General features: G+C 44.6%; 21 protein-coding genes. 8 read left to right on the top strand and 13 right to left on the bottom strand.

Features of this window, described 5'->3' with window-relative positions:
• Positions 1 to 240 precede the first annotated feature (240 nt).
• A complete protein-coding gene (locus V5G21_RS11770; RefSeq protein ID WP_338464780.1) occupies positions 241 to 732 on the top strand; it encodes a hypothetical protein in 492 nt (163 codons plus the stop codon).
• A gap of 85 nt (positions 733 to 817) precedes the next feature.
• Here the strand turns inward: V5G21_RS11770 and V5G21_RS11765 are convergent, their stop codons facing one another.
• From V5G21_RS11765 to V5G21_RS11705, 13 genes are all read right to left on the bottom strand, one after another.
• On the bottom strand, positions 818 to 1,306 hold the full coding sequence (locus V5G21_RS11765; protein ID WP_063608201.1) for a GyrI-like domain-containing protein: 489 nt from the start codon (positions 1,304 to 1,306) through the stop codon (positions 818 to 820).
• A 188-nt stretch (positions 1,307 to 1,494) separates the two neighbouring features.
• Complete coding sequence (locus V5G21_RS11760; RefSeq protein WP_084140085.1) at positions 1,495 to 3,414, bottom strand: BglG family transcription antiterminator; 1,920 nt, start codon at positions 3,412 to 3,414, stop codon at positions 1,495 to 1,497.
• 62 nt (positions 3,415 to 3,476) lie between these two features.
• Positions 3,477 to 4,865, bottom strand: a complete 1,389-nt coding sequence (locus V5G21_RS11755; RefSeq protein WP_073305520.1) for a glycoside hydrolase family 1 protein — start codon at positions 4,863 to 4,865, stop codon at positions 3,477 to 3,479.
• A gap of 2 nt (positions 4,866 to 4,867) precedes the next feature.
• Positions 4,868 to 5,203, bottom strand: coding sequence for a PTS lactose/cellobiose transporter subunit IIA (locus V5G21_RS11750; protein WP_011245342.1), 336 nt, complete (start codon positions 5,201 to 5,203; stop codon positions 4,868 to 4,870).
• A gap of 9 nt (positions 5,204 to 5,212) precedes the next feature.
• Positions 5,213 to 6,508 (bottom strand): PTS cellobiose transporter subunit IIC, encoded by a 1,296-nt coding sequence (gene celB / locus V5G21_RS11745; protein WP_011245341.1) that lies wholly within the window; start codon positions 6,506 to 6,508, stop codon positions 5,213 to 5,215.
• Positions 6,509 to 6,537: 29 nt separating this feature from the next.
• The gene (locus V5G21_RS11740) at positions 6,538 to 6,843 is read right to left on the bottom strand and encodes a PTS sugar transporter subunit IIB (protein ID WP_011245340.1); all 306 of its coding nucleotides are present in this window, start codon (positions 6,841 to 6,843) and stop codon (positions 6,538 to 6,540) included.
• A 189-nt stretch (positions 6,844 to 7,032) separates the two neighbouring features.
• Positions 7,033 to 7,848 (bottom strand): pentapeptide repeat-containing protein, encoded by an 816-nt coding sequence (locus tag V5G21_RS11735; RefSeq protein ID WP_338464775.1) that lies wholly within the window; start codon positions 7,846 to 7,848, stop codon positions 7,033 to 7,035.
• Positions 7,849 to 8,032: 184 nt separating this feature from the next.
• Positions 8,033 to 9,124 carry a serine hydrolase domain-containing protein gene (locus V5G21_RS11730; protein ID WP_338464774.1) on the bottom strand — a complete coding sequence of 364 codons (1,092 nt, stop codon included), beginning with the start codon at positions 9,122 to 9,124 and terminating at the stop codon, positions 8,033 to 8,035.
• Between the two features lie 37 nt (positions 9,125 to 9,161).
• Positions 9,162 to 9,746: a TetR/AcrR family transcriptional regulator gene (locus V5G21_RS11725; protein WP_304527714.1), complete on the bottom strand. Its 585-nt coding sequence runs from the start codon at positions 9,744 to 9,746 to the stop codon at positions 9,162 to 9,164.
• A 163-nt stretch (positions 9,747 to 9,909) separates the two neighbouring features.
• Positions 9,910 to 10,080, bottom strand: coding sequence for a hypothetical protein (locus tag V5G21_RS11720; RefSeq protein ID WP_304527715.1), 171 nt, complete (start codon positions 10,078 to 10,080; stop codon positions 9,910 to 9,912).
• Positions 10,077 to 10,463 (bottom strand): cytidine deaminase family protein, encoded by a 387-nt coding sequence (locus tag V5G21_RS11715; protein WP_304527716.1) that lies wholly within the window; start codon positions 10,461 to 10,463, stop codon positions 10,077 to 10,079. The genes V5G21_RS11720 and V5G21_RS11715 overlap by 4 nt, the downstream gene beginning before the upstream one ends.
• 398 nt (positions 10,464 to 10,861) lie before the next feature.
• Complete coding sequence (locus tag V5G21_RS11710) at positions 10,862 to 12,070, bottom strand: MFS transporter (RefSeq protein WP_338464772.1); 1,209 nt, start codon at positions 12,068 to 12,070, stop codon at positions 10,862 to 10,864.
• Positions 12,067 to 12,759, bottom strand: a complete 693-nt coding sequence (locus V5G21_RS11705) for a FadR/GntR family transcriptional regulator (RefSeq protein ID WP_095236821.1) — start codon at positions 12,757 to 12,759, stop codon at positions 12,067 to 12,069. Before V5G21_RS11705 ends, V5G21_RS11710 begins: the two co-directional genes overlap by 4 nt.
• Before the next feature lie 253 nt (positions 12,760 to 13,012).
• Here V5G21_RS11705 and V5G21_RS11700 point away from each other — a divergent pair, with 253 nt between their 5' ends.
• The 7 genes from V5G21_RS11700 (at position 13,013) to V5G21_RS11670 (ending at position 21,003) form a co-directional block, all read left to right on the top strand.
• Positions 13,013 to 13,708 (top strand): FadR/GntR family transcriptional regulator, encoded by a 696-nt coding sequence (locus V5G21_RS11700; RefSeq protein ID WP_011245331.1) that lies wholly within the window; start codon positions 13,013 to 13,015, stop codon positions 13,706 to 13,708.
• 216 nt (positions 13,709 to 13,924) lie between these two features.
• Entirely contained in the window at positions 13,925 to 15,424 is a 1,500-nt protein-coding gene (locus V5G21_RS11695) for an IS1182-like element ISBcl1 family transposase (RefSeq protein WP_338464769.1), read from the top strand.
• A gap of 54 nt (positions 15,425 to 15,478) precedes the next feature.
• The gene (gene kdgD / locus V5G21_RS11690) at positions 15,479 to 16,399 is read left to right on the top strand and encodes a 5-dehydro-4-deoxyglucarate dehydratase (protein ID WP_338464768.1); all 921 of its coding nucleotides are present in this window, start codon (positions 15,479 to 15,481) and stop codon (positions 16,397 to 16,399) included.
• 24 nt (positions 16,400 to 16,423) lie between these two features.
• Positions 16,424 to 17,860, top strand: a complete 1,437-nt coding sequence (gene gucD / locus V5G21_RS11685; RefSeq protein WP_035205355.1) for an alpha-ketoglutaric semialdehyde dehydrogenase GucD — start codon at positions 16,424 to 16,426, stop codon at positions 17,858 to 17,860.
• A 67-nt stretch (positions 17,861 to 17,927) separates the two neighbouring features.
• The gene (locus V5G21_RS11680; protein ID WP_063608193.1) at positions 17,928 to 18,452 is read left to right on the top strand and encodes a tripartite tricarboxylate transporter TctB family protein; all 525 of its coding nucleotides are present in this window, start codon (positions 17,928 to 17,930) and stop codon (positions 18,450 to 18,452) included.
• 20 nt (positions 18,453 to 18,472) lie between these two features.
• Complete coding sequence (locus V5G21_RS11675; RefSeq protein ID WP_035205358.1) at positions 18,473 to 19,966, top strand: tripartite tricarboxylate transporter permease; 1,494 nt, start codon at positions 18,473 to 18,475, stop codon at positions 19,964 to 19,966.
• A 17-nt stretch (positions 19,967 to 19,983) separates the two neighbouring features.
• Complete coding sequence (locus V5G21_RS11670; protein WP_338464764.1) at positions 19,984 to 21,003, top strand: tripartite tricarboxylate transporter substrate binding protein; 1,020 nt, start codon at positions 19,984 to 19,986, stop codon at positions 21,001 to 21,003.
• Positions 21,004 to 21,020 lie beyond the last annotated feature (17 nt).

Here is a 21,020-nt window from a genome sequence, read left to right as displayed (position 1 = left end):
TTCGTGAATGTAGGGAATCGCGCTTGTCCCTTCAATTAAAAAAAGCCAACCCCTACGATTTAGGAGTTAAGCCCTTTATTGCTAAATTCAAATATTTCTCTTGCCACGTGTGCTACTTTATCAACCGGCACACAGCCTAATTGACATCCACTGTCAGCCGCCTTGCCGAATTGAAAACAACCAACAAGTGTATGCTTTGTTTATAATGGTTCATAATAAGCTCCACAGGAGAGTGATTTTATGACTTTAAACAAGCTTCTATCTGGATTACTTGTTGTTATTTCTCTATTTACAGGTGGTGTGGAGGACCCTTTAACCCCTGATCCAAACAAACCTTTAGGCGACGTTCTCCCAATTGAAAAAGCCGTACAAGAATTTAATTACCTGTACGGAATTGAAGTGGTTTTACCTCAATACTTACCGATTCATTACACAACTCAAGGTGGGTCGATTGATCAAGGTGCACTAAGAGTCGACTATATGGATCAATCCAATAATGATGACTTACTAAGTATAAACGTTTTTGTCGGGGAGGAACATCTAGAAAGTGAGAAACGGGCTAAAGAAGTATTACTAAATAAAAATATTACAGGCTATCATTTCATTATGCCTGATTCCAACATCAATTTCTTAATCTTTAGACAGGATAGGCTAACCTATATCATTGCACTAGCCTCACACTACAAGGACAATAAGGTGGATGAACTAATCAAAATCGCCAATTCAATATGATTTTGATAGCCCGAATAATCACTTATTCCCTTCTCCTCCTGCCAATTCATTATAAGAGGGGATTTAACACCAAGCACAAAAAGATTTACTTTGTCGTGACCGGGATAAGAATTTCAAAATGAGGATCCAGCAAATCTCGATCCATTGGATATCGTTCATGCTTAATTGGTAATGGGTCATAAAATTGTCTACTCGAATCTTGAAAAGGAGTATATTCACTTTCAGCTAACCATTGCTTAATTTGCTCGTAGGTTTGTCCGATATTTTCTCCTTTTTGATGAGTTGTAACGAAATACGTCATTTCGGGCACGTCTATTTCTACCATTCCTTCAAGGAGAGGTTGTGTGCGTTTTACTTCAAATACCGAATAATGTTCAAAGCCATCGTTTCTAGTATGATACGATAATCCGAGCTGGATATTTGGATTTATGACATCCTTTAACTCTTCTACTCGATGTTCCATTGTATGGATAACTTCTTTTAACTGACTGACATCTGAATAGGGACCATTCCATTTCATCCCCATCGCTCGATAAGCGGGCAAAGTGACAATATCACACTGAAATTTTTTCATCGAGTGCACTCCCTTTTCTAATCGTTCCTCTCTATCATATTCGCCTGTTTCTAGTTGAATCCTTTCTAAACATAAACAAAACGGCTTTTTCTAGTAGACACTCCAAAAAGCTGAACCTGTATGTTCAGCTTAAGGTAGCGAATAGATCAGTGTTTCTCGGGCAAAGGTTTTTGTGCCGGGAACGACGTTCACCGCTGTGAAACGGCCGCGAGAAATCGGGTTGCCTCCTCGGCCTTTATGCACTCTTGGACAATGTCACGATGGTCAAGTACATAAAGCAATTGGTTATAGACACGTTCTAAATCTTCGGTGCTGCCTTGTTTGACACATAATAAGCATACCAACTGGACCGGTTTTCCATTCCAGCTTACCGGTTCTTTTAAGGTGACAAAAGCTAGGAATGTTTTTTCTGTTTGTGGTGTAATCGGGTGTGGGATCGCGACTAAATTTCCGTACGCGGTTGAGGCAAGATTTTCCCGTTTCACTAGTGCTTCATAAAAGCCTTTGCTTACCACCCCTCTTTCTCGTAATTGTTTATCCAGAAACCGGAGAACGTCCTCCTTGCTTTTGAGCGATTGTTGTAAAAACACAAGGCCTGCTTCGGTATAAGAGAGCAAGCTGTCACCGTGTCTTAACTGGATTTCAATTCGTTCTAAGTCTTCCGTGCCTAATATCGTATTCACCTCTACTACAGGGACTGGCATCTTTTTTTTAATAGGGATAGAAGTGACGATTAAATCAATATTTGTTAAGTCGGCTTGGTCGATTTGGTAGTATTCAGTCGTATCAACAATAAAAAGCCGCTTCTTAAAATTGGCTTCTAATTTATACTTTAATAATTGAGCGCTGCCTCTGCCCGACGCGCATACAATTAAGATGCGCTTCGGTTCTTTTTGTTGGTTGCGGCGTTCAAGGGCAGCTCCTATATGAAGGGCAAGGTAGCCAATTTCGTTTTCATCAATGCTGATGCCAAGCTTATCTTTAATTACTGCTTGGCCAATGACAGCTGCTTCAAAGGCCAGCGTATAATGCTGTTTAATATCGGCTAGCATTGGGTTGCGAATATTCATGCCGTAACGGTAACGGTTGATCGCGGGCTTTAAATGGAGCATAAGGCTAACAAGTAGCTCTTGGTCATTTGCAATGTTCAAATCGAGCTCCCTCTCCACTTTCTCAACGATAGCCTTGGCAAGCTTATAATACTCATCATCAAACACTTTTTTTAAGTTATCGTTTGCTTGCTCGTTTTCTGCAACTAGGCGAGTGCCTAATAAATGAATAGCAATATAAGCAATTTCCATTTCAGGAAAGGATACCCCAAGATGCGTGTTAAGACGGGCAATCATTTTTTGGGCAACGTAATATTCATGTTGGCTGCAAATATCCGACATATCTTTTCGGTAAAGGGAAATATGATGGCCTGCTTCGATTCGTTTAAAGGCGATGACAATATGAATAAATAAATTATTAATAGCAATATCAGACAACGTGACTCCATTTTCTTGCATCGTCGTCACCAAAATGTCCCAAATGTCGGCCAATTGTTCTTCTTTCATAAACGCCGTCAATTGCAGGCTTGTTAAATCAGCCGCAACGTTTTTTCGTTCAAACACATACTCAGCCATGCAAAACCGGCGCTTAAGTTCATCACCTTTAAGATATAAACCGTAATTGGGCCTTGTAGCAACTTGAAGCCCGTACCTAGCTAAAATCAATTTGGCGTTTTTTAAGTCATTTTGCAAACTTGATTTGCTAATAAACAGATCATCAGCTAAGTCGTCTAATTTAATATACTCTTCAGCTAGCAATAGTTTCTGAATTAACCAGGTCACTCGCTCTTCTGGGCTGATCGGGGCGCCGTGGTTGCCCGTCGTTTCTCGTTGTAAAAATTGGCGGAACTGCGCCTCATCTTCAATCGTCAGCTTATAGCCTTTGCCAGGCACGGATTCAATGCCAGCATGAATTTGCGATAACTCACTTTGCAGTTGTTTCACATCTTCACGCACTGTCCGCGGTGTAACTTGGTTGACGCTGGCCAAGTAACGGCTGGTGACGTACCCCTGTGTGCCAAGCAGCTCTCTTAAAATTGATTGTAAGCGTTGATTCATGATGCCCTCCTTCCTGTGAAAAGAACGCAAAAGGAACACTCCTTTTACGTTCTCAACCCTCGTTAAAACCCATTTTGCTGCGATACTGCTTTTATCCACTCCGCGCTCTTTTTCGGTGTCCGTTTTTGCGTTTGCACATCGACTGAAATGAATCCATAGCGATTTTTATAGGCATTGGTCCATGACCAATTGTCCATGAACGTCCACAAATGGTAACCGCGGACATTGCAGCCTTCTTGAATCGCCTGGTGGAGCCATTTTAAATGCCCTTTTATAAACTCAATCCGGTACTTATCTTGAATTTGCCCATTTTCCATAAACCGTTCTTCGTTTTGTACGCCCATGCCATTTTCAGATACAAACGACTCAATGTTTCCATAGTTATCTTTTAAATTGACCATAATGTCATAAATGCCTTTTTCGTAAATTTCCCAGCCACGGTAATGGTTCATTTTCCGTCCAGGCATGTCATAATGGTCAAAAAACCATTCTGGCATAAACGGCGACGCGGGATTAGGCAGATGTTCTTTTGCTTTTACACGCCGGGGCTGATAATAATTAACACCAAGCAAGTCAATCCGCTGTGCGTTAATCAGAGCAACATCTTCTTTTTCATAGGTAGGCAATTGCCCATACTCATCAAGCAAGGCGACAAGCTCTTTAGGAAAAGAACCAAGGACAACAGCGTCTAAAAAACTGCGGTTAAAAAACAAATCGGCAATCGCGGCTGCTTTTTGATCCCCTAGATGGTCGCTGCGCGGGTATGAAGGCGTCAAATTAAGGATGATGCCAATCTTTCCATCTTCGATAGAGCGTGTACGGAAGGCCGCCACTGCCAGTGCATGGGCTAAAACGGTATGGTAGGCGACCTGGAATGCCCTTCTTGCATCCACTATGTTTGGGTAGTGAAAATCGTAAAGATAGCCGCCCTCGACTGGCACAATCGGTTCGTTAAATGTAAACCATTTTTTCACTCGATCGCCAAACAAGTCATAACAAGTAGCAGCATACTGGGCATACAATTCGACCACTTCGCGGTTTTCCCAGCCACCTTTTTCTTGCAGCTCAAACGGCATGTCAAAGTGGAACAAGTTGACAAACGGCTCAATGCCATTAGCGATCAGCTCATCAATGACATTGTTGTAAAAGGCGACTGCTTCCTTATTCACTTCTCCCTCGCCGCCTGGAATCAGCCTTGACCATGAAATCGAAAAACGAAAACTATTATGCCCGATCGCTTTCATCAACGCAATATCGTCTTGGTAACGGTGATAAAAATCAGACGTTGCACTCGGCCCTACTTCTTCAAAAAAGCGGTTTGGCTCGAGTTCATACCAGTGGTCCCAGATGTTTTTTCCTTTTCCGCCTTCATTGGCAGCTCCTTCGATTTGCGTTGCCGATACAGCCGATCCCCACCAGAAATCTTTCGGGAAAGAATACGCATGTGCCATCTTTATAAAAGTCCCCTTTTCGTACGGTATATTTCAATGATTTCAATTGCTAAATCACGTACGGTCATCGACGTCATCAAGTGGTCTTGGGAATGGATCAGCAGCACGTTTAACTCTGTCCGCCCTCCATTTGCTTCTTGCTGGATTAAATTTGTCTGAAATTCATGGGCTTTGGCCAGCTCTCTTCCTGCCTCTTCTATTAACTCGTCCGCTTGTTCAAATGAGCCTGCTTTTGCCGCTTGAATTGCTTCCATCGCGCTTCCTTTCCCATTTCCAGCGTGCAAAATGATACGGAAGGAAACCTCTGTTATATCCGTCGATTTCTCCACTTTTCTCACCCATCCTATCTAAGCTGTTTTCGTTGGTTTGCCTTCGCTTTGTTCATTTTCATAGTATTGCTTATCCATCACTTTCAAGAATGGCCACCAAATGACAAACACGATCGCCATGTTTACCACTTGTAAGACCGCTCCTTGCCATGAATTCGTTGCCAGTGCTCCGCTAATAATAGGCGGCATTGTCCATGGCACGATCGCTCCATACGGCGCCGGCACAAGCCCGGCCGCCATCGTGAAATACGTGAAAATCGTTACCACGACTGGCGCGAACAGCCACGGGATAATGACAAGCGGATTCATAATGATCGGCAAGCCAAAAATAATCGGTTCATTGACATTAAACAAACCAGGAGGACCGCCGATTTTTCCAAGTTGTTTTAGTTGGCGGCTGCGGCCAATCAAGAAAATCGCAATAATAACGGCTAGCGTCATACCGGACCCGCCAATACCGACAATAAACGATTCCATAAACGGCTTGCTGACAATATGAGGCAACTCATTGCCTGCGTTGTATGCATCCAAGTTTTCTCCCGCCAATGTGAACCAAATCGGGTCAAGGACAGAGTTGATAATGATTTGGCCATGCAAACCGAAAAACCAGAAGATTTGTGTCAACAGCACGGCAATGATTGTTGCAGTCAATCCGCTTCCAAGTGCCGTTAACGGCGCTTGAACCGATGTGTACACAAAATTTTGCACGGTCTCAAAAGGTGTAAACGAAAAGGCGATACGCACCAACAAGAAAAACGAAAGGGTCATCGTAATGGGAATCAAAGAACTAAACGAACGGGACACCGCATCTGGTACGCCGCTCGGCATCTTAATTTGCCAATTTTTGTTTACAAAAAAGCGATACAGTTCCGCAGACACAAATGCTGTAATAATCCCGACAAACATTCCTTGTGCGCCTAACACGCCAACTGGAATAACACCGGTCGTCTCATCGACGTGTTGCGGGATTAAAATCAGAAAAGCAGCAAGAGCAGTCACGCCGCCAAAAAGCGCCTCGCCTCCGTAGCTTTCCGTCAGTTTATAGCCAATGCCGACGATGACAAACGTCGCCATAATCGCCAACGTTGCCGACGAAGCACTGCCGATCAGTTCCTGGTACTGGGCGTAAGTGGCCTCAGTCATCAAACGGTCAATAAATGGAAGGTTGGCGATAACGACAAAAATTGAACCGAAGATAATGAGCGGCAGCGCCACCATAAAGCCATCACGCAATGCTGTTAAATAACGATTGTTGTTTAACTTGTCTGCAAGCGGCATTAATACATTTTCAAGTACATCCATGAAGCGATTCATCAACCATCACCCTTTCCGGCGACTATTTTTTACTTATCAGCTAGTTCTAGTGCCCGCTTCATCACAGCCATGCCGTCGACACGCCCATACGCAACCGCATCAATAATCTCAACAGGAACACCAACTTCCTTGCCTTTTGCCTCGTATTTCTTTTTCATAAAGCGCATTTGCGGTCCTACTAACAGCACGTCCGCTTTTTCGATTTCTACCAATGCCTTATCTTGGGCAACCGCCCAAATTTCCGCTTCTACCCCTAATTCGGCTGCAGCTTCCTTCATTTTTGCTACAAGCAAGCTCGTAGACATTCCTGCTGAACACGCCAACAACACGTTCATCGTGCATTCCCCCTTAACTTCGCATCTTTCACATTCATCTTAAAATGAATCCGCTTACAACTACACCTAATTTTTTTCCGCAGACTGCGGAAATGATGGAAATTTAGCCATATAAACGGAAAAAACAGGCATAAAAAAATAGAGCAAACAAACTCATAGCGAGGTTGTTCCCTCTATTAAAAACACTTGTTAACTTCCCCAGTGTTGGGGCCTCTCCACATAATCAGGCAATACCGTTGTTTTATCCCCTTTAGCCGATTGAATCTGTGACTGTGTTAAGAAGAGTGCTCCAGCCAAGTTTGCCCCGCTTAAGTCGGCATCTCGCAAGTCTGCGCCAATAAAGTCCGCTCTTCGTAAGTCACTATTGGTCAAGTTGGCAGCAATGAGAAACGTCCCTCTTAAATCATGCCCTTTCATATCGACGTTGGCGAAGTTTGCGCCTATATAATCTACCCGTTTCTTTTTTGTCCCGCTGCCTTTCCCCTTCTTCCGATATTGTGACCGGTATATGTCACTAACTTCTATGAACATAGGATTTATTTTATTTCTATGTGCTTCAACATCTAACGCCAATATTTCTTCCGGTGCTTTAATTGTTAATGTATAAGTTAAATCATACAAAGCCTGAATTTCTAGTTTGAAGTCTTTGGCTTCTTCTAACTCGATCGCTTGTTTTAAATAGAAAAGCATCTCGTGGAGCTGTTGAACAACTGGAAATACAGAAAACATTTCCTCGGCCATTCGATTATCTTCACGCCAGTCCTTACCCTTATAGACAACTTGTGATACCTTTTGCCCTGCCCCAAAACATTCGTAACTCACACAGCCACGAAATCCTTTGTCTCGTAGTGACTCGTGAATCGAACAGCGATGATCGGAACATAAGTGGCGGCACGGCTCTCCACTGTCTTTATCATAAGGGAAGTCATTCGATTTCATGTAAGGCAGGGACACACAGCACAACCCAAAACAGTTTAAGCAATCTGATTTTAAATCACTTTGCATTGATATATACAGCTCCCTATAATGGCAAACAAGATATGTTTATTATAAAGAAGTTTTGTGCCTAAGCAATCATCGATTTTTCAACACTCGTTTGCTTTGTATACCGGACGTCTGCCAGATTTCTAAATGCTCGCAGCAAACGAACGCACCAAAAAAGGCAGGCAATATCGTTCGTCAAAGCAGCTCAATCAGTGATCTTCGCTAATTTACGTAGGACGTTTATAAACAAATAATTCATACTTTTTGATTGGTACGTCGTCTGATTAAAACTCCCTGTAAGATAGACATCCATCGCTGGCAAATAGAGCATAAAAGAACCGCTAGCGCCGAGATGCCCCCATACTGTGTATTTTCCTGTGAACGGGAGAAATTGCAGTTTCATAAGACCATATCCGTATTTCAATCCTAACCGCATCTTTCCCCAGTTTTGCATGAGGCGCATGCTCTCTTCTGTTAACAGTTGATTGTTAACAAATGCTTTCATAAAAAGCAAGAGATCTTCTAATGTGCACACTGTCTGACCACCAGAATAAAAACTACTAAAACTGCGGTATTGCTCCACATTTACTTTAAGATCGTCAAGATAAAGATGGGCAACTGGATAGTCGCTTTTTGCTGCCGGCTCGGAAAACTGCGATAAATATGAGTGTTTCATCTTCAATGGCTTAAAAATGTACTCATGCAATACGTCCTCATATGACTTTGACGTAATCGACTCAATAATCAGCCCGAGTAAATTGTAGCCTGTGTCTGTATAGTGGAAACCTTGCCCCGGTGGAAAATGCGGTAATAGATGTTCTTTCGACCACTGAACCGTTTCTTCAGGTGTCCAGAAACGGGACGGCTCAGCCAGTATTTCCTGTAGAAATGGTTTGTGGCGTTTAGGCTTATCTTCGAAAAAATCGGGCAGTCCTGATGTATTGCTTAATAAATGTTTAATCTGAATATCAGACGAATACTCTTTTTCTTTATAAATGTGTAGCCCTTCCACTAGGTTTCGAGGCAAATAATTGGCAATTGGATCTTCAAACTTGGCCAGACCGTTTTCAACTAACTTCGCAACGATCGCTGAAGTGAATGTTTTTCCCACACTTGCCGTATGAAAGAGCTGATCTGTATTCGCCTCGATATTGTCTGTGCGTCCTGCTGCCATCGGCCAGTGAATGCCGAGTCGTTCTGAATGTACTAACAAGTAGACGTTATGCAATTTCGGATCGGCGTTCACTTTCGTTGCTAGCCTTTGCTCGATTTCCGATCGAACCGCTCCTTGTTTCATTTCGTTTCCTCCCCTTCGTTTGCCTAGTCTGTAACAATCAGTCAGATGAACCCTCTTGTTTACGTATCTTAGCAGCGATTACAATCTCTCCGGCAACGCTATCCAAAAGCTCTCTCATGCTCTTTAAGTCAAACTCAGGTGGCAGTTGCCGATTGACAACCATCATTGTTAATCCTGTTTGAAAAGCCCTCATCTTGAGTAAAATCATTCTCAGTTCCTTTTCATCAAAACCTGCCAGCTCCGGATCGGTTTTCATATGATTTACAAGCTCTGTTCCCATATCCTGGTCATAATTTTGCAAGTAATCATTTGGCTTCATAACTAAATCTCTGACCAACGCTGGATACTCCTGGGCAAACTGCAGGCTCGCAGCTCCGATATCACCGAATGGACTCCCTGTATTTTGCTCATGAATCATCTGTTGCCCGAATTGGCTAACTTTCTTTACCACTGCTTGTTTAAGCTCCTCTACATCTGAAAAATTCACGTAAATCGGCGCAATCGAACTTCCAAGCTGGTTCGCCACTTTTCGAATCGTTATGCTGTCGATCCCTTCCTCTTTCGCAATGCTCCACGCCGCTTCAATGATTTGTTCCGTTGAAAATTTCTTTTTAGGTGGCATATTGACGCTCCTATTATATATATCAGTTGTTATATATCATATGATATTTAATTAGCAAAAACCAGCTTTTTATCATCCGGTAAGAGCAAAGCTTATAGCCAGAAGGGAAATTGAAGCAGCTAAAAGACACGCTACCGGTTAACAGAGGCAGAATTAGACTCGTTTACGTGGTGATAAACGCCTGATCTGAAACATGAGCGTGATTACCTATATAAACAAAAGGAAGCAACCTTCCTCCTACCAAAAAGGTTGCTTCCTTTTTTACGATTACAAAACTTAAGCCAAATGCGCTATCCCTCGCCTCGCCGGCATTGATCGCTTTGTAAGCAATCACTTTTTCTCCCTCCAGCTGTAAGGCAATAGTTCTTGCAGCGAAACGATTTGGTCTTCTGATACCATAACCTGAGTCTCGCCATTAGCATCATTGATTTGGCTAATAAATTCCCGGCACCTTCCACAAGGGGGTAAAACACCACCATCCCAATCAACAGCAACCATTTTCTTAATATGGCTTTCTCCAGCCGTAATCATCGTCGCCGCTGCCGCATGTTCCGCACAAAAACCCATGGAACAGGCAGTATCAATACAAACACCTGTATAAATGTTGCCGCCCGCAGTTTCAATTGCCGCTCCGACACCGCCGACTTCAACGACGTCAGATAATTTCCGAGGTTGTATAACCGCTTTCGCTTCTACGTAAAGTTGATCAAATGTCACTTTACCACTCCTTTATTGGAGATATCTTGACTGAAGTATATCAAAATTGACTCATATAAAGATATTACAAATGACATGCTCTCTTTCTTTGACACCCTCCGTTTGTCATAAATTCTTATGTTGCCACCGTGTTAACGGAGAAAGTACAAAGCCAAGCGCTACTCCGATAACGTCCTTCAGCTATTTAATAGAAAATTCAATCATATAAGTACATAAATTTATCAGGCAGAGAGCGAGAACAAAAGTGGAACTTGTAGAAGCTTGTCCGAATATGAAACCCTACTTTATTCCACTTTAGCCCTCAAACTATATAAGAGACTCTTTATTGCACTCATTTATTTAACTTAGTCTAATTAAGCATTTATTTTAACTAATAATGGGCTCTTCTAGTAAGAGCTTTATACAGTGTGATTTTTTGACGCACCTAGGCCGCATAGGAGCAGCACAGCGCTAACGACAAACAACAACAATAGTGGCAGATTCCAACCTGCTGTGACATCATGAAGGAAACCGAACAAGATCGGTCCTGTTGCCGCCAACAAATAGCCAACAGATTGGGACATACCGGATAAAGAAGCCGCATCGTAGGCATCTTTCGTCCGCAAGCTTAAAAAGATCATAGCTAAACTAAACGCACATCCTCCAGCAATTCCGAGTAAAATCGTCCATAAAAAAATAAGTGCATGATCGCCGAAATAAAAACCGCCTAATGAAACAAAAAACAAGACAGCCATTATGATAACCAGTAAACGTTGGTTCCTCATGCGTCCTGCAAGAATTGGCACGATAAAGGATACAGGAAGCGTAGCCATTTGAAAAAGCGATAGCATCCAACCAGCGCTATCTTCACTCAAACCCCTGCTTGTCATTATTTCAGGCAGCCAAGTGATCAAAACATAGAAAAGGAGAGACTGCATTCCCATAAAAAGTGTAATTGTCCACGCCAGTGGTGAACGCCACAGGCTTCGCCTTACCACTCCACCAGGCGTTGGGACTACGGCTGATGTGTGACTCCCACGGACTCTAGGGAACCAGAATAGTGCGGCGATCAAAGCAAGTATGCCCCAGACTCCAAGTGCGCCATTCCAGCCGAAACCGAGATTACGGGCGAGTGGAACACTAATGCCAGATGCTATCGCACCGCATAAATTCATCGACACTGCGTATATCCCGGTCATTAGTCCGACATTATCAGAAAAATCCCGTTTAACTAGACTCGGAATGAGCACGTTGCAGACCGCGATCGAAAGGCCAAGTAAAACAGTGCCTGCAAACAAAGGAATAGTTGCACTCAGCGAGCGGACAGCGATTCCCGCCATGAGGAGAACCAATGCACAAAACAAGACCCGTTCCATCCCGAAACGGCGCGCCAACGTAGGCGTGAACGGGGAAAGAAACGCGAAAGCAAGCAATGGCAATGTCGTCAGCAGGCCTGCGACAGTGTTCGATAACCCGAGAGATTCGCGAATCGATCCTACCAATGGGCCTACTGACGTTAGTGGCGACCGCATCGTTAGTGAAATAAGGATGATGCCTATGATGAGCGGCCAACTCAATGAGAGCGAACGTTTCAACATAGCTGGCTTTGTACCACTTTGTACGCTCATGGCCGCTCCCCCTCTTTGCCGGCAATAATCTCCTTTGATTCTAAGATATAGCGATGAACGGCTGCCACAGCACGATCACCGTCCTGAGCAACAATCGCTTCGACTAGTTGCCGATGCATTTCCACGAAGTCGGCATCGACTTCATAACGAGTTATGCTTGTAATCGAATCATGCAACGCTTCGGCAATGTGGCTGTATAATTCAATCAATATTTCATTGTGAGACGCGTGAATGATCCGTTGATGTAGACGAATATCCGCTGTTACAAAGCGATCAATATTACCCGATTCCGCCGCTTTTTCGCAACGTTCCAACTGAAGCAGAAGTTCCCGCGCCTCATCATCGGTTCTCCGTTGGGCAGCTAGATGAGCTCCCTCACGTTCGAGCGCATACCGGACTTCTAAAGTTTGCAACGTATCGGAGCGCAAAACACGTTTTTTCAACACGACTCCCAATGCACTTGAAGAGCAAACGTAAGTCCCATCCCCTTGTTTCGTTTTCAAGAGTCCCGCATGGATCAACGCCCGAATCGCTTCTCTTAAAGTATTACGGCTCACATTCAACTCGGCCATCAACTCCGGCTCGGCCGGGATGCGCATGCCAACACTCCACTTACCGGATTCAATCATATTTTCCATTTGTAGTGCCACTTGCTCTACCAGCGTTTGCCGGTTTGTTTTCTGAAGCATGTATCGATCCTCCTGTCACGCAGTTATCAAACATAGGATGTTTGGATGATTGTTATTATATCATTTCCATTGAATGAAAATCAACAAGCAGATAAACCTACACCCAGAAAGAGAGGCTTAAACTTGCGTAATCCGATCGATGGCTAAATAGGATAGCTTACCTTTTTTCCGCTCTAATTTTGCAATTCCACCTATTTGTATTACAATTAAAACATAAGATAAAGAATGCTTTTGGCAGAATGGTGGGACAACAATGCCTGAAAATAAACTTGATTTGATTGGAAGCCGTGTCAGCCGGCAAACATTGGCGCAACAGGTGGAGGAAAAAATTGTCAACTTGTTGATTACAAACAAGTTGAAGCCGGGAGACAAATTGCCTCCAGAAATGGAATTGATTTCGATGCTTGGTGTCAGCCGCCCAGTGCTGCGCGAAGCAATGAGTTCCCTTGAATCATTGGGAATTGTGAAGCGGAAAACACGGGACGGAACCTATTTCACAGAAAAAATTAGCAGCAAACCGTTTTCGACCATGCTTTCCCTTGTGAACGACAATATTGAAGCGATTATTGAAGCCCGCACTTCGCTAGAGTTAGGGCTTGTCGTTTTTGCCGCTGAAAAAATATCAGCACACGACTTGGAGCGGTTGCAAACGACGATTCAGGCGATTAAAGAAAGTGTGGACGATGATTATGGCGAGCATGACTTGCTGTTTCACCGCATTATTGCCCAAAGTGTAGACAATCCGATTTTGCAAGGAATGGTCGATTCGCTTTTGCTGACCCACGCAAAAGTAAATGTGCAAATTAAACATAGGGAACGGGATAAGACGGTAGCGCACCATCAAGCTATTTACGATGCTCTTGCCAATCGCGACGGCCAAGCTGCCTTTCGGGCAATGCATGAGCACTTAATGTTTGTTCGCAACAAAGTCCTTGAGCCGAACCAGTAACGCTTATGAACTCCCGCTCTATTCGTATCTTCTCTTGGCTGCCTCCTCTAACAAGTTTTCTATCAGATGAGTGCAGTTATCGACTTTGTCGACAACCTCAAACGTGCCTTATTTGGGCACGTTTCAGCCTGTCGACAAAGTCTCGGTTTTACCGAGACAGTCGACAGGCTTTTTTGTACAATAAAAGAGAGAAAAAAAGGTACAGGGTGAGGAAGAATGTTGTCCAAACAGTTGGAAGATAAGCGAATGCAAATGGAAATGGTCTGGATTGAAAAGCTGGTGCCAGAGGATCATCTCGTCCGGAAGCTTGATGCGGCGATTGACTTTGATTTCATTTATGACCTTGTCGAAGACCTTTACTCAAAAGACAGGGGCCGGCCGAGTGTTGATCCCGTGGTGTTGATCAAAATGGTTTTCATTCAATACATCTTTGGCATTCGTTCGATGCGCCAAACGATTAAAGAAATCGAAACCAACGTGGCCTACCGTTGGTTTTTAGGATTTGGCTTTGAGGATAAGATCCCCCACTTTTCTACGTTTGGGAAGAACTACGTTCGTCGTTTCCGGGACAGTGATGTGTTTGAACAACTCTTTTATCGGATTCTGAAACAAGCTATGGACAAAGGATTTGTGAGTCCAGAGGTGGCTTTTATCGACTCGACTTCCATTAAAGCCAACGCCAATAAACGAAAGCATCGCAAAAAGGTCGTACGCACCGAGACGCGTGCCTATCAAACTCAACTAGAAGAAGAAATCAATGGGGAACGGGTGAAAAACGGAAAAAAGCCCTTACCTCCCTCGCAAAAAGACCCGTCGAGGGAGGTCAAGGAAAGTACCACCGATCCTGAGAGCGGTTATTACGTCAAAAGCGAGCGGGAAAAGATGTTTGCCTACAATTTCCATACGGCTTGCGATGCCAATGGATTTGTTTTAGGAACGATCGTAAAACCGGCGAATGTCCACGATAGTCAGGTTTTCCACGAACTGTTTGATCAATTGAAAACGAAAGTGTGCCAACCAAAGGTTGTCGCGGTGGATGCGGGGTATAAAACGCCTGCCATTGCCAAAAAACTTCAAGAAGAAGGCGTTCATCCCGTCATGCCATATAAACGCCCGATGACCCCTAAAGGCTATATCCGGAAAAACGAGTTTGTCTATGATGAATACTACGATTGTTTTCTTTGTCCCCAAAACCAGGTGCTTTCTTACCGAACAACGAATCGAGAGGGATATCGTGAATATATCTCCGACCCTCGGATTTGTGAGTCGTGCCCACTGCTCACCCAGTGCACAAAGAATCGGAATCACCAAAAGCTCGTCCTTCGCCATATTTGGCAGGATGCCTTGGATGAAGCAGAACATCTGAGGCATACTGAACGGAACCGAGACATCTACGCCAAGCGGAAAGAAACGATTGAGCGTGTCTTTGCCGATCTGAAACAGAAGCATGGTCTGCGTTGGACCAACCTGAAAGGGTTGGAAAAAAATGCAATGCAGGCGATGTTTGTTTTTGGTGCGATGAACTTGAAAAAATTAGCCACCTGGAGTTGGAGGAGGAATCTTCCTCCAACTCCAAAGTCTCCAATATCCACCCATCTCTTTATCATCAAAAAAACGCCTTTGAGAATTATTTTCTCAAAGGCGTTTTGTCTACGATCTGAAACGTGCCTTATTTGGGCACGTTTTTTTGTGGTTTCCAAATTTAAAATTGACTAACTATTTAATTTGTCTTACAATAAAACAAATTACCATAAGGAGTTGATCGGTTCGATGCAAACCAATAAGCTGACTGGCATTCTCGGCTTCCCTGTTTCGCCCTTTGATAAAAATGGGGCGCTTGATGAGCATGCACTCCACCGAAATATTACGTTTTTAATTGAAGAAGGCTTGGAAGCGATCTTTGTCGCCTGCGGGGCGGGGGAATTCCATGCCATTAGCAAAGCCGAGTATGGGGCAATATTGGATGTTGCTGTAGATGCGACCCAAAAACGCGTTCCCCTCTATACTGGAGTTGGCGGAAACATCCAAGACGCCCTTTCCTTCGCACGGCTTTCAGAAGAAAAAGGCGCCGACGGTTATTTAATCCTGCCCCCCTACTTGATTAACGGCGAACAAAACGGTCTACGCGCTTATTTGTCAGCAATTATTGAATCAACTTCCCTTCATGCGATTGTTTACCAGCGTGATAACGCTGTATTAGAAGGGGATACACTTGAATCGCTGCTCGTCTACCCACAGTTAGTCGGATTAAAAGATGGCATCGGCAATATGGAGCAAAACATTGAATTCACTCAGCGATTTGGCGAGCGGTTGCTATGGCTAAACGGCATGCCGATGGCAGAATTAACGATGCCTGCTTATTGGCCCATTGGCTTCCACTCGTATTCATCGGCGATATCTAATTACATTCCACACATTTCCAGATGCTTTTTTGAAGCTTTAAAACGCGGCGATCATGAGGCTGTTCGCACCCTTTACAAGGATGTCCTTCTGCCAATTAATGTGATTCGCCGCCAGAAAAAAGGCTATGCGGTTTCTTTAATTAAAGCCGGAATGGAGATCGTTGGCTTGCCTGTTCAAGAGCATGTCCGTGCCCCGCTTGTGCCTGTCGAAAAAAGCCATTACAAGCAGCTGGCGCAGATTTTAGAAAACGCTCACAAAAAGTACCCACGCAATCATATTTCGCTATAGCCGATAAGGAAAGGAGTCTTATTTATGGATGCACACAATTTTATTTACGGCCAATGGGTGCCTGCTGTGGACGGTCAAACAGCCAAGAGCATTAATCCTGGCAATCTAAACGATACAGTCGGCACGTATCAGGATTCGACCGAAGCCGATGTAGAACAGGCGGTGCAAGCAGCTCAAGAAGCAGCGAAGCCGTGGCGCAAGTTAAGCGGCGCAGAGCGGGGGGCTTTCCTTTATAAAACCGCAGACATTATGGAAGAACGGCTTGATGAAATTGCCAAGACTGCGGCACGGGAAATGGGCAAAACATTGGCCGAAACAAAAGGCGAAACGCTGCGCGGCATTGCAATTCTCCGTTATTATGCAGGAGAAGGGCTGCGCAAAAATGGCGATGTCATTCCTGCAAGCGATGCAAAGGCGCTTATGTATACAACCCGTGTACCCCTTGGCGTCGTAGCGGTCATTACGCCATGGAATTTTCCGATTGCGATTCCTCTTTGGAAAACGGCGCCTGCTATCATTTACGGCAATACAGTCGTCCTCAAGCCTGCTTCAGAAACGGCAGTTACATGCGCAAAAGTGGTTGCATGCTTTGAAGCGGCCGGGTTGCCCCCTGGCGTCTTAAATTTCATTACAGGCTCAGGGGCAAAAGTTGGCCAAAGCCTTGTTGAACATCATAGGGTGAACGCGATCACATTTACTGGTTCGAACACAACTGGCAAGAAAATTGGCCAAACAGCCCTTGCCAGGGGGGCGAAGTACCAGCTTGAAATGGGGGGCAAGAACCCTGTCATTGTGGCCGCCGATGCTAACATTGAGCAAGCAGTAGACGCGACATTAAGCGGAGCGTTTAAATCAACTGGCCAAAAGTGCACAGCGACAAGCAGAGCGTTTGTCGACCGTGCTGTTTACTCCACTTTTAAGAAATTGCTATTAGAAAAGACAAAAGAAATCGTAGTAGGTGACAGCCTTGATGCAAAAACGTGGATGGGACCACTCGCTTCCCAAAATCAGCTAGCCAATTGCCTTGCCTACATAGAAAAAGGCCTGAGTGAAAAGGCGACGCTATTAACTGGCGGGCATGCCATCGATCAAGAAAAAGGTTCCTTTATCGAGCCGACGATTTTTGAATGCCGAGATCACCATTCCTCCATCGCCCAAGAAGAAATTTTCGGCCCTGTCCTGGCTTTATTTGAAGTGGACGGCATCGAAGAAGCGCTTCGTTTGGCCAATGATGTGCCATACGGGTTAAGTGCTTCAATTTTCACAAAAGATATTGCCAATATGCTTGCCTTTATTGAGGATATGGACGCTGGTCTCATTCGGGTCAATGCCGAAAGCGCAGGAGTTGAACTGCAAGCCCCATTTGGCGGGATGAAACAATCCAGCTCCCATTCCCGCGAACAGGGGGAAGCAGCGAAAGAGTTTTTTACAGCGACCAAAACGATTTTTGTAAAAGCATAACAGGCCATGCAGGAGGTCTTTCCTGCAATTCTATATGTAATCGCTTACAACGAAGGAGGGAATTAGATTGCTCAAACGTTACCATTCCGATGTTTACGCCAGCATTGCTCTACAATGTTTAGCGGTGCTTATGTTTGTCGCCTCCTTGCGAATGGAGACTTTGACGATTTTATCGATTGGCGTTGGCTCACGCTTTTTGCCAATGTTGATGGCTGCTGGCATTTTTCTGCTTAGTACGGTTCTTTTGCTCAGCGGGCTTAAAAAACAAACAGAGCCAGTTAGGGAAACAGCATCTGCCGTTGACGCCCCAGACGTAGACAACAACCAGCCGCAGCAAAAAACAAGCAACGAAAAGACAACGGTTCTAGCAACAAGCCTGTTGCTGATTGGCTACGTTGTAGCACTGCCGGTGCTTGGCTTTATTTTGGCATCGACATTGTACATGGCCGGGCAATCGATGATGATGACAAGTCAACATAAAAAGCGCTTTTTTATGTTTGTTTTGCCGATATCGTTCGCAGTCTCTTTACTGCTGTATTACGTCTTTCGGGTAGGCTTTAACTTAATGTTGCCAATTGGCCTATTCGGCTAACTAATGAAGGGGGCGTGTCTATGCTTGAACTGATTGAAACTGGCTTTCTCAGCATCCTTAACATAGAAACGATTGTGATTGTATTTATCGGTGTTGCTCTAGGCCTTGTGTTTGGCGCCATTCCCGGTTTAACGGCTGTAATGGCGATCGCGATTTGTTTGCCGATTACATTTGGGATGACACCCATTAATGGTTTGTCCTTGTTAATGGGCCTATATATTGGCGGCGTCTCCGGGGGCTTCATCCCCTCTGTCCTCCTAAACATCCCCGGGACTCCTGCAAGCATTGCCTCGACATTTGATGGTTATCCGATGGCACAAAAAGGGGAAGCTGGCCGAGCCTTTGCGTTAACGATTGTATTTTCGTTTTTAGCCGGTTTGCTTAGCCTATTGGTGTTGATCTTTATTTCTCCTGTCTTAGCCAGTGTAGCGATTCAGCTTTCGCCTTTTGAGTATTTTGCCATTACTGTTTTTGCGCTGACGATGATTACATCCCTTTCAGACGGTTCCATGTTGAAAGGCCTCATTGCAGGTATGCTCGGCATAAGCCTGGCTACAGTCGGATTTGCTCCGATTGACTCTTATCCACGTTTCACATTTGGCCTACCTGAACTTGAGGCTGGCTTCAACGTCCTACCAGTGCTAATTGGCTTATTTGCGATAACGGAAATTTTAAAAACATCGTCTGATCGAAAGCAAATTGAAACGAAAAGTATCCAAACCGCTTACCGTTTAAAAGACCTTGGTTTAAGCTTCAGTTATTTTTTCAAGCAAAAATGGAATTGGCTTCGCTCTACCGCTATTGGCGTCATCGTCGGCATTTTGCCAGGGCTTGGCGGATCGGCGGCTAACATCATCTCCTACGTAACTGCTAAAAATCAGTCAAAGCATCCTGAAACGTTTGGAAAAGGGAATCCTGCCGGCGTTGTCGCCGCTGAATCTTCCAATAATGCGGCCATTGGCGGGGCACTCGTGCCGCTTTTATCGATCGGTATTCCTGGCGACGGCGTAACGGCACTTTTAGTCGGCGGGTTAATGCTCCACGGCTTAAACCCTGGCCCGCTTTTGTTTGAGCAAAATGGTGAAGTAATGTACGGAATTTTCGCTGCTCTCCTTTTGGCTAATGCCTTCATGGCCCTTTTGCTTATTATCGGAATGCGTTTCTTTATCCGTGTTCTTCATGTGCCGCGGCATGTGCTGTTGCCCATCATTGTCGTCCTTTGCGTCATTGGCGCATTCGGTGTAAACAACCGGCTATTTGATGCGCTCGTTCTTGTGCTTTGTGGTGTCATTGGTTACATCTTCGCCAAATTAAAATTTCCGGTTATGCCGATTGTGCTCGGTTTTATTCTCGGCCCGATTTTAGAAACCAATTTGCGGCGTGGACTGATGCATTCCAATGGCGACTTTCTTCCATTTGTCACGTCACCAATTGCCGCTGCCTTTCTATTGCTTGCCGCTGGTTCGTTTTTAATGGCAATCTACAAAAATCGAAAGCGTTCAGCCACTGTTTAATAAAGGAGGAATGACCCGTGAAAACACATACGCTTTATCCTGTTCTTTTGGCTTCTGCTCTGTTGTTCTCAGGCTGTACAACGGTTGGCTTTCATGCGCCGACATTTGGTTCAGAAAAGAAAGTACCCTCTGCCAGCCAGATTGACGCCTACCCGAACCGCCCGATTGAAATCATTGTCCCGACTGGAGCCGGCGGGGACACCGATTTAGGAGCACGGCTTCTTGGCCGTTATTTAGGTGAAGAAATGGATACATTGTTTGTTGTCACAAATATTGCCGGAGCTGGAGGAAGCATGGGCTCCAGGGAAGTGCTCGAAGCCGATCCAGACGGCTATAAAGTCTTGTTTTTCCACAACAACTTGCTCATCAACAAGCTATATGGCTTATCAACTTTTAACCACAATGATTTTAAGATTGCCGGCATTGCCCTAATGGATCACGGCGACACGTTTATTGTTCATGGGGATGCCCCTTACCAAACAGCAAACGAATTAGCGCAAGCCGCCATCGAACAGCCTGGTGAACTTTCGTTTGCAACGGAGGTCGGTGGCTATACACATTTGCAGATGATGGCGTTTGAGGAAGCGACAGGAGCGGACTTAAAGCCAATTGATGTCGGTGGCGCGTCTGACAAACTCGTAGCCCTTTTAGGCAACCAAGTTGACATTGTCCCGATTGCCTACGGGGTAACAGCCGATTATATTGAAAACGGCGATTTCGCCTCAGTCGGCGTCCTGTCATCAGAACAACATCCCCTATATGACAACACGCCTACTTTTTTAGAGCAAGGCATTGATGTAGAGTTTGAGAAATTTTTCTTCTTTGCTTTTCCGAAAGAAACGCCCGATGCGATTGTCGCCCGCTTTTCTGAAGCGCTAAAAGAAGTCGTAGAAAACAATGAAGCCTACCAGGAACAAGCTGAATCGTATTACACCATCCCGACTTATATGGCCCCTGAAGAAGCGACACGATATATGGATGATGTGAGTCATTCCTACGAGCGCTTGATTGAACGTCTAGAAACACAAACGAACTAAAAAGGGCTATCCCATAA

Origin of the sequence: Shouchella rhizosphaerae (genome assembly GCF_036700015.1) — a bacterium.
GTDB classification, from domain to species: domain Bacteria; phylum Bacillota; class Bacilli; order Bacillales; family Bacillaceae_D; genus Shouchella; species Shouchella rhizosphaerae.
Note: the sequence above shows the minus strand (reverse complement) of the source record. Positions and strands in the feature narration are given on the sequence as shown.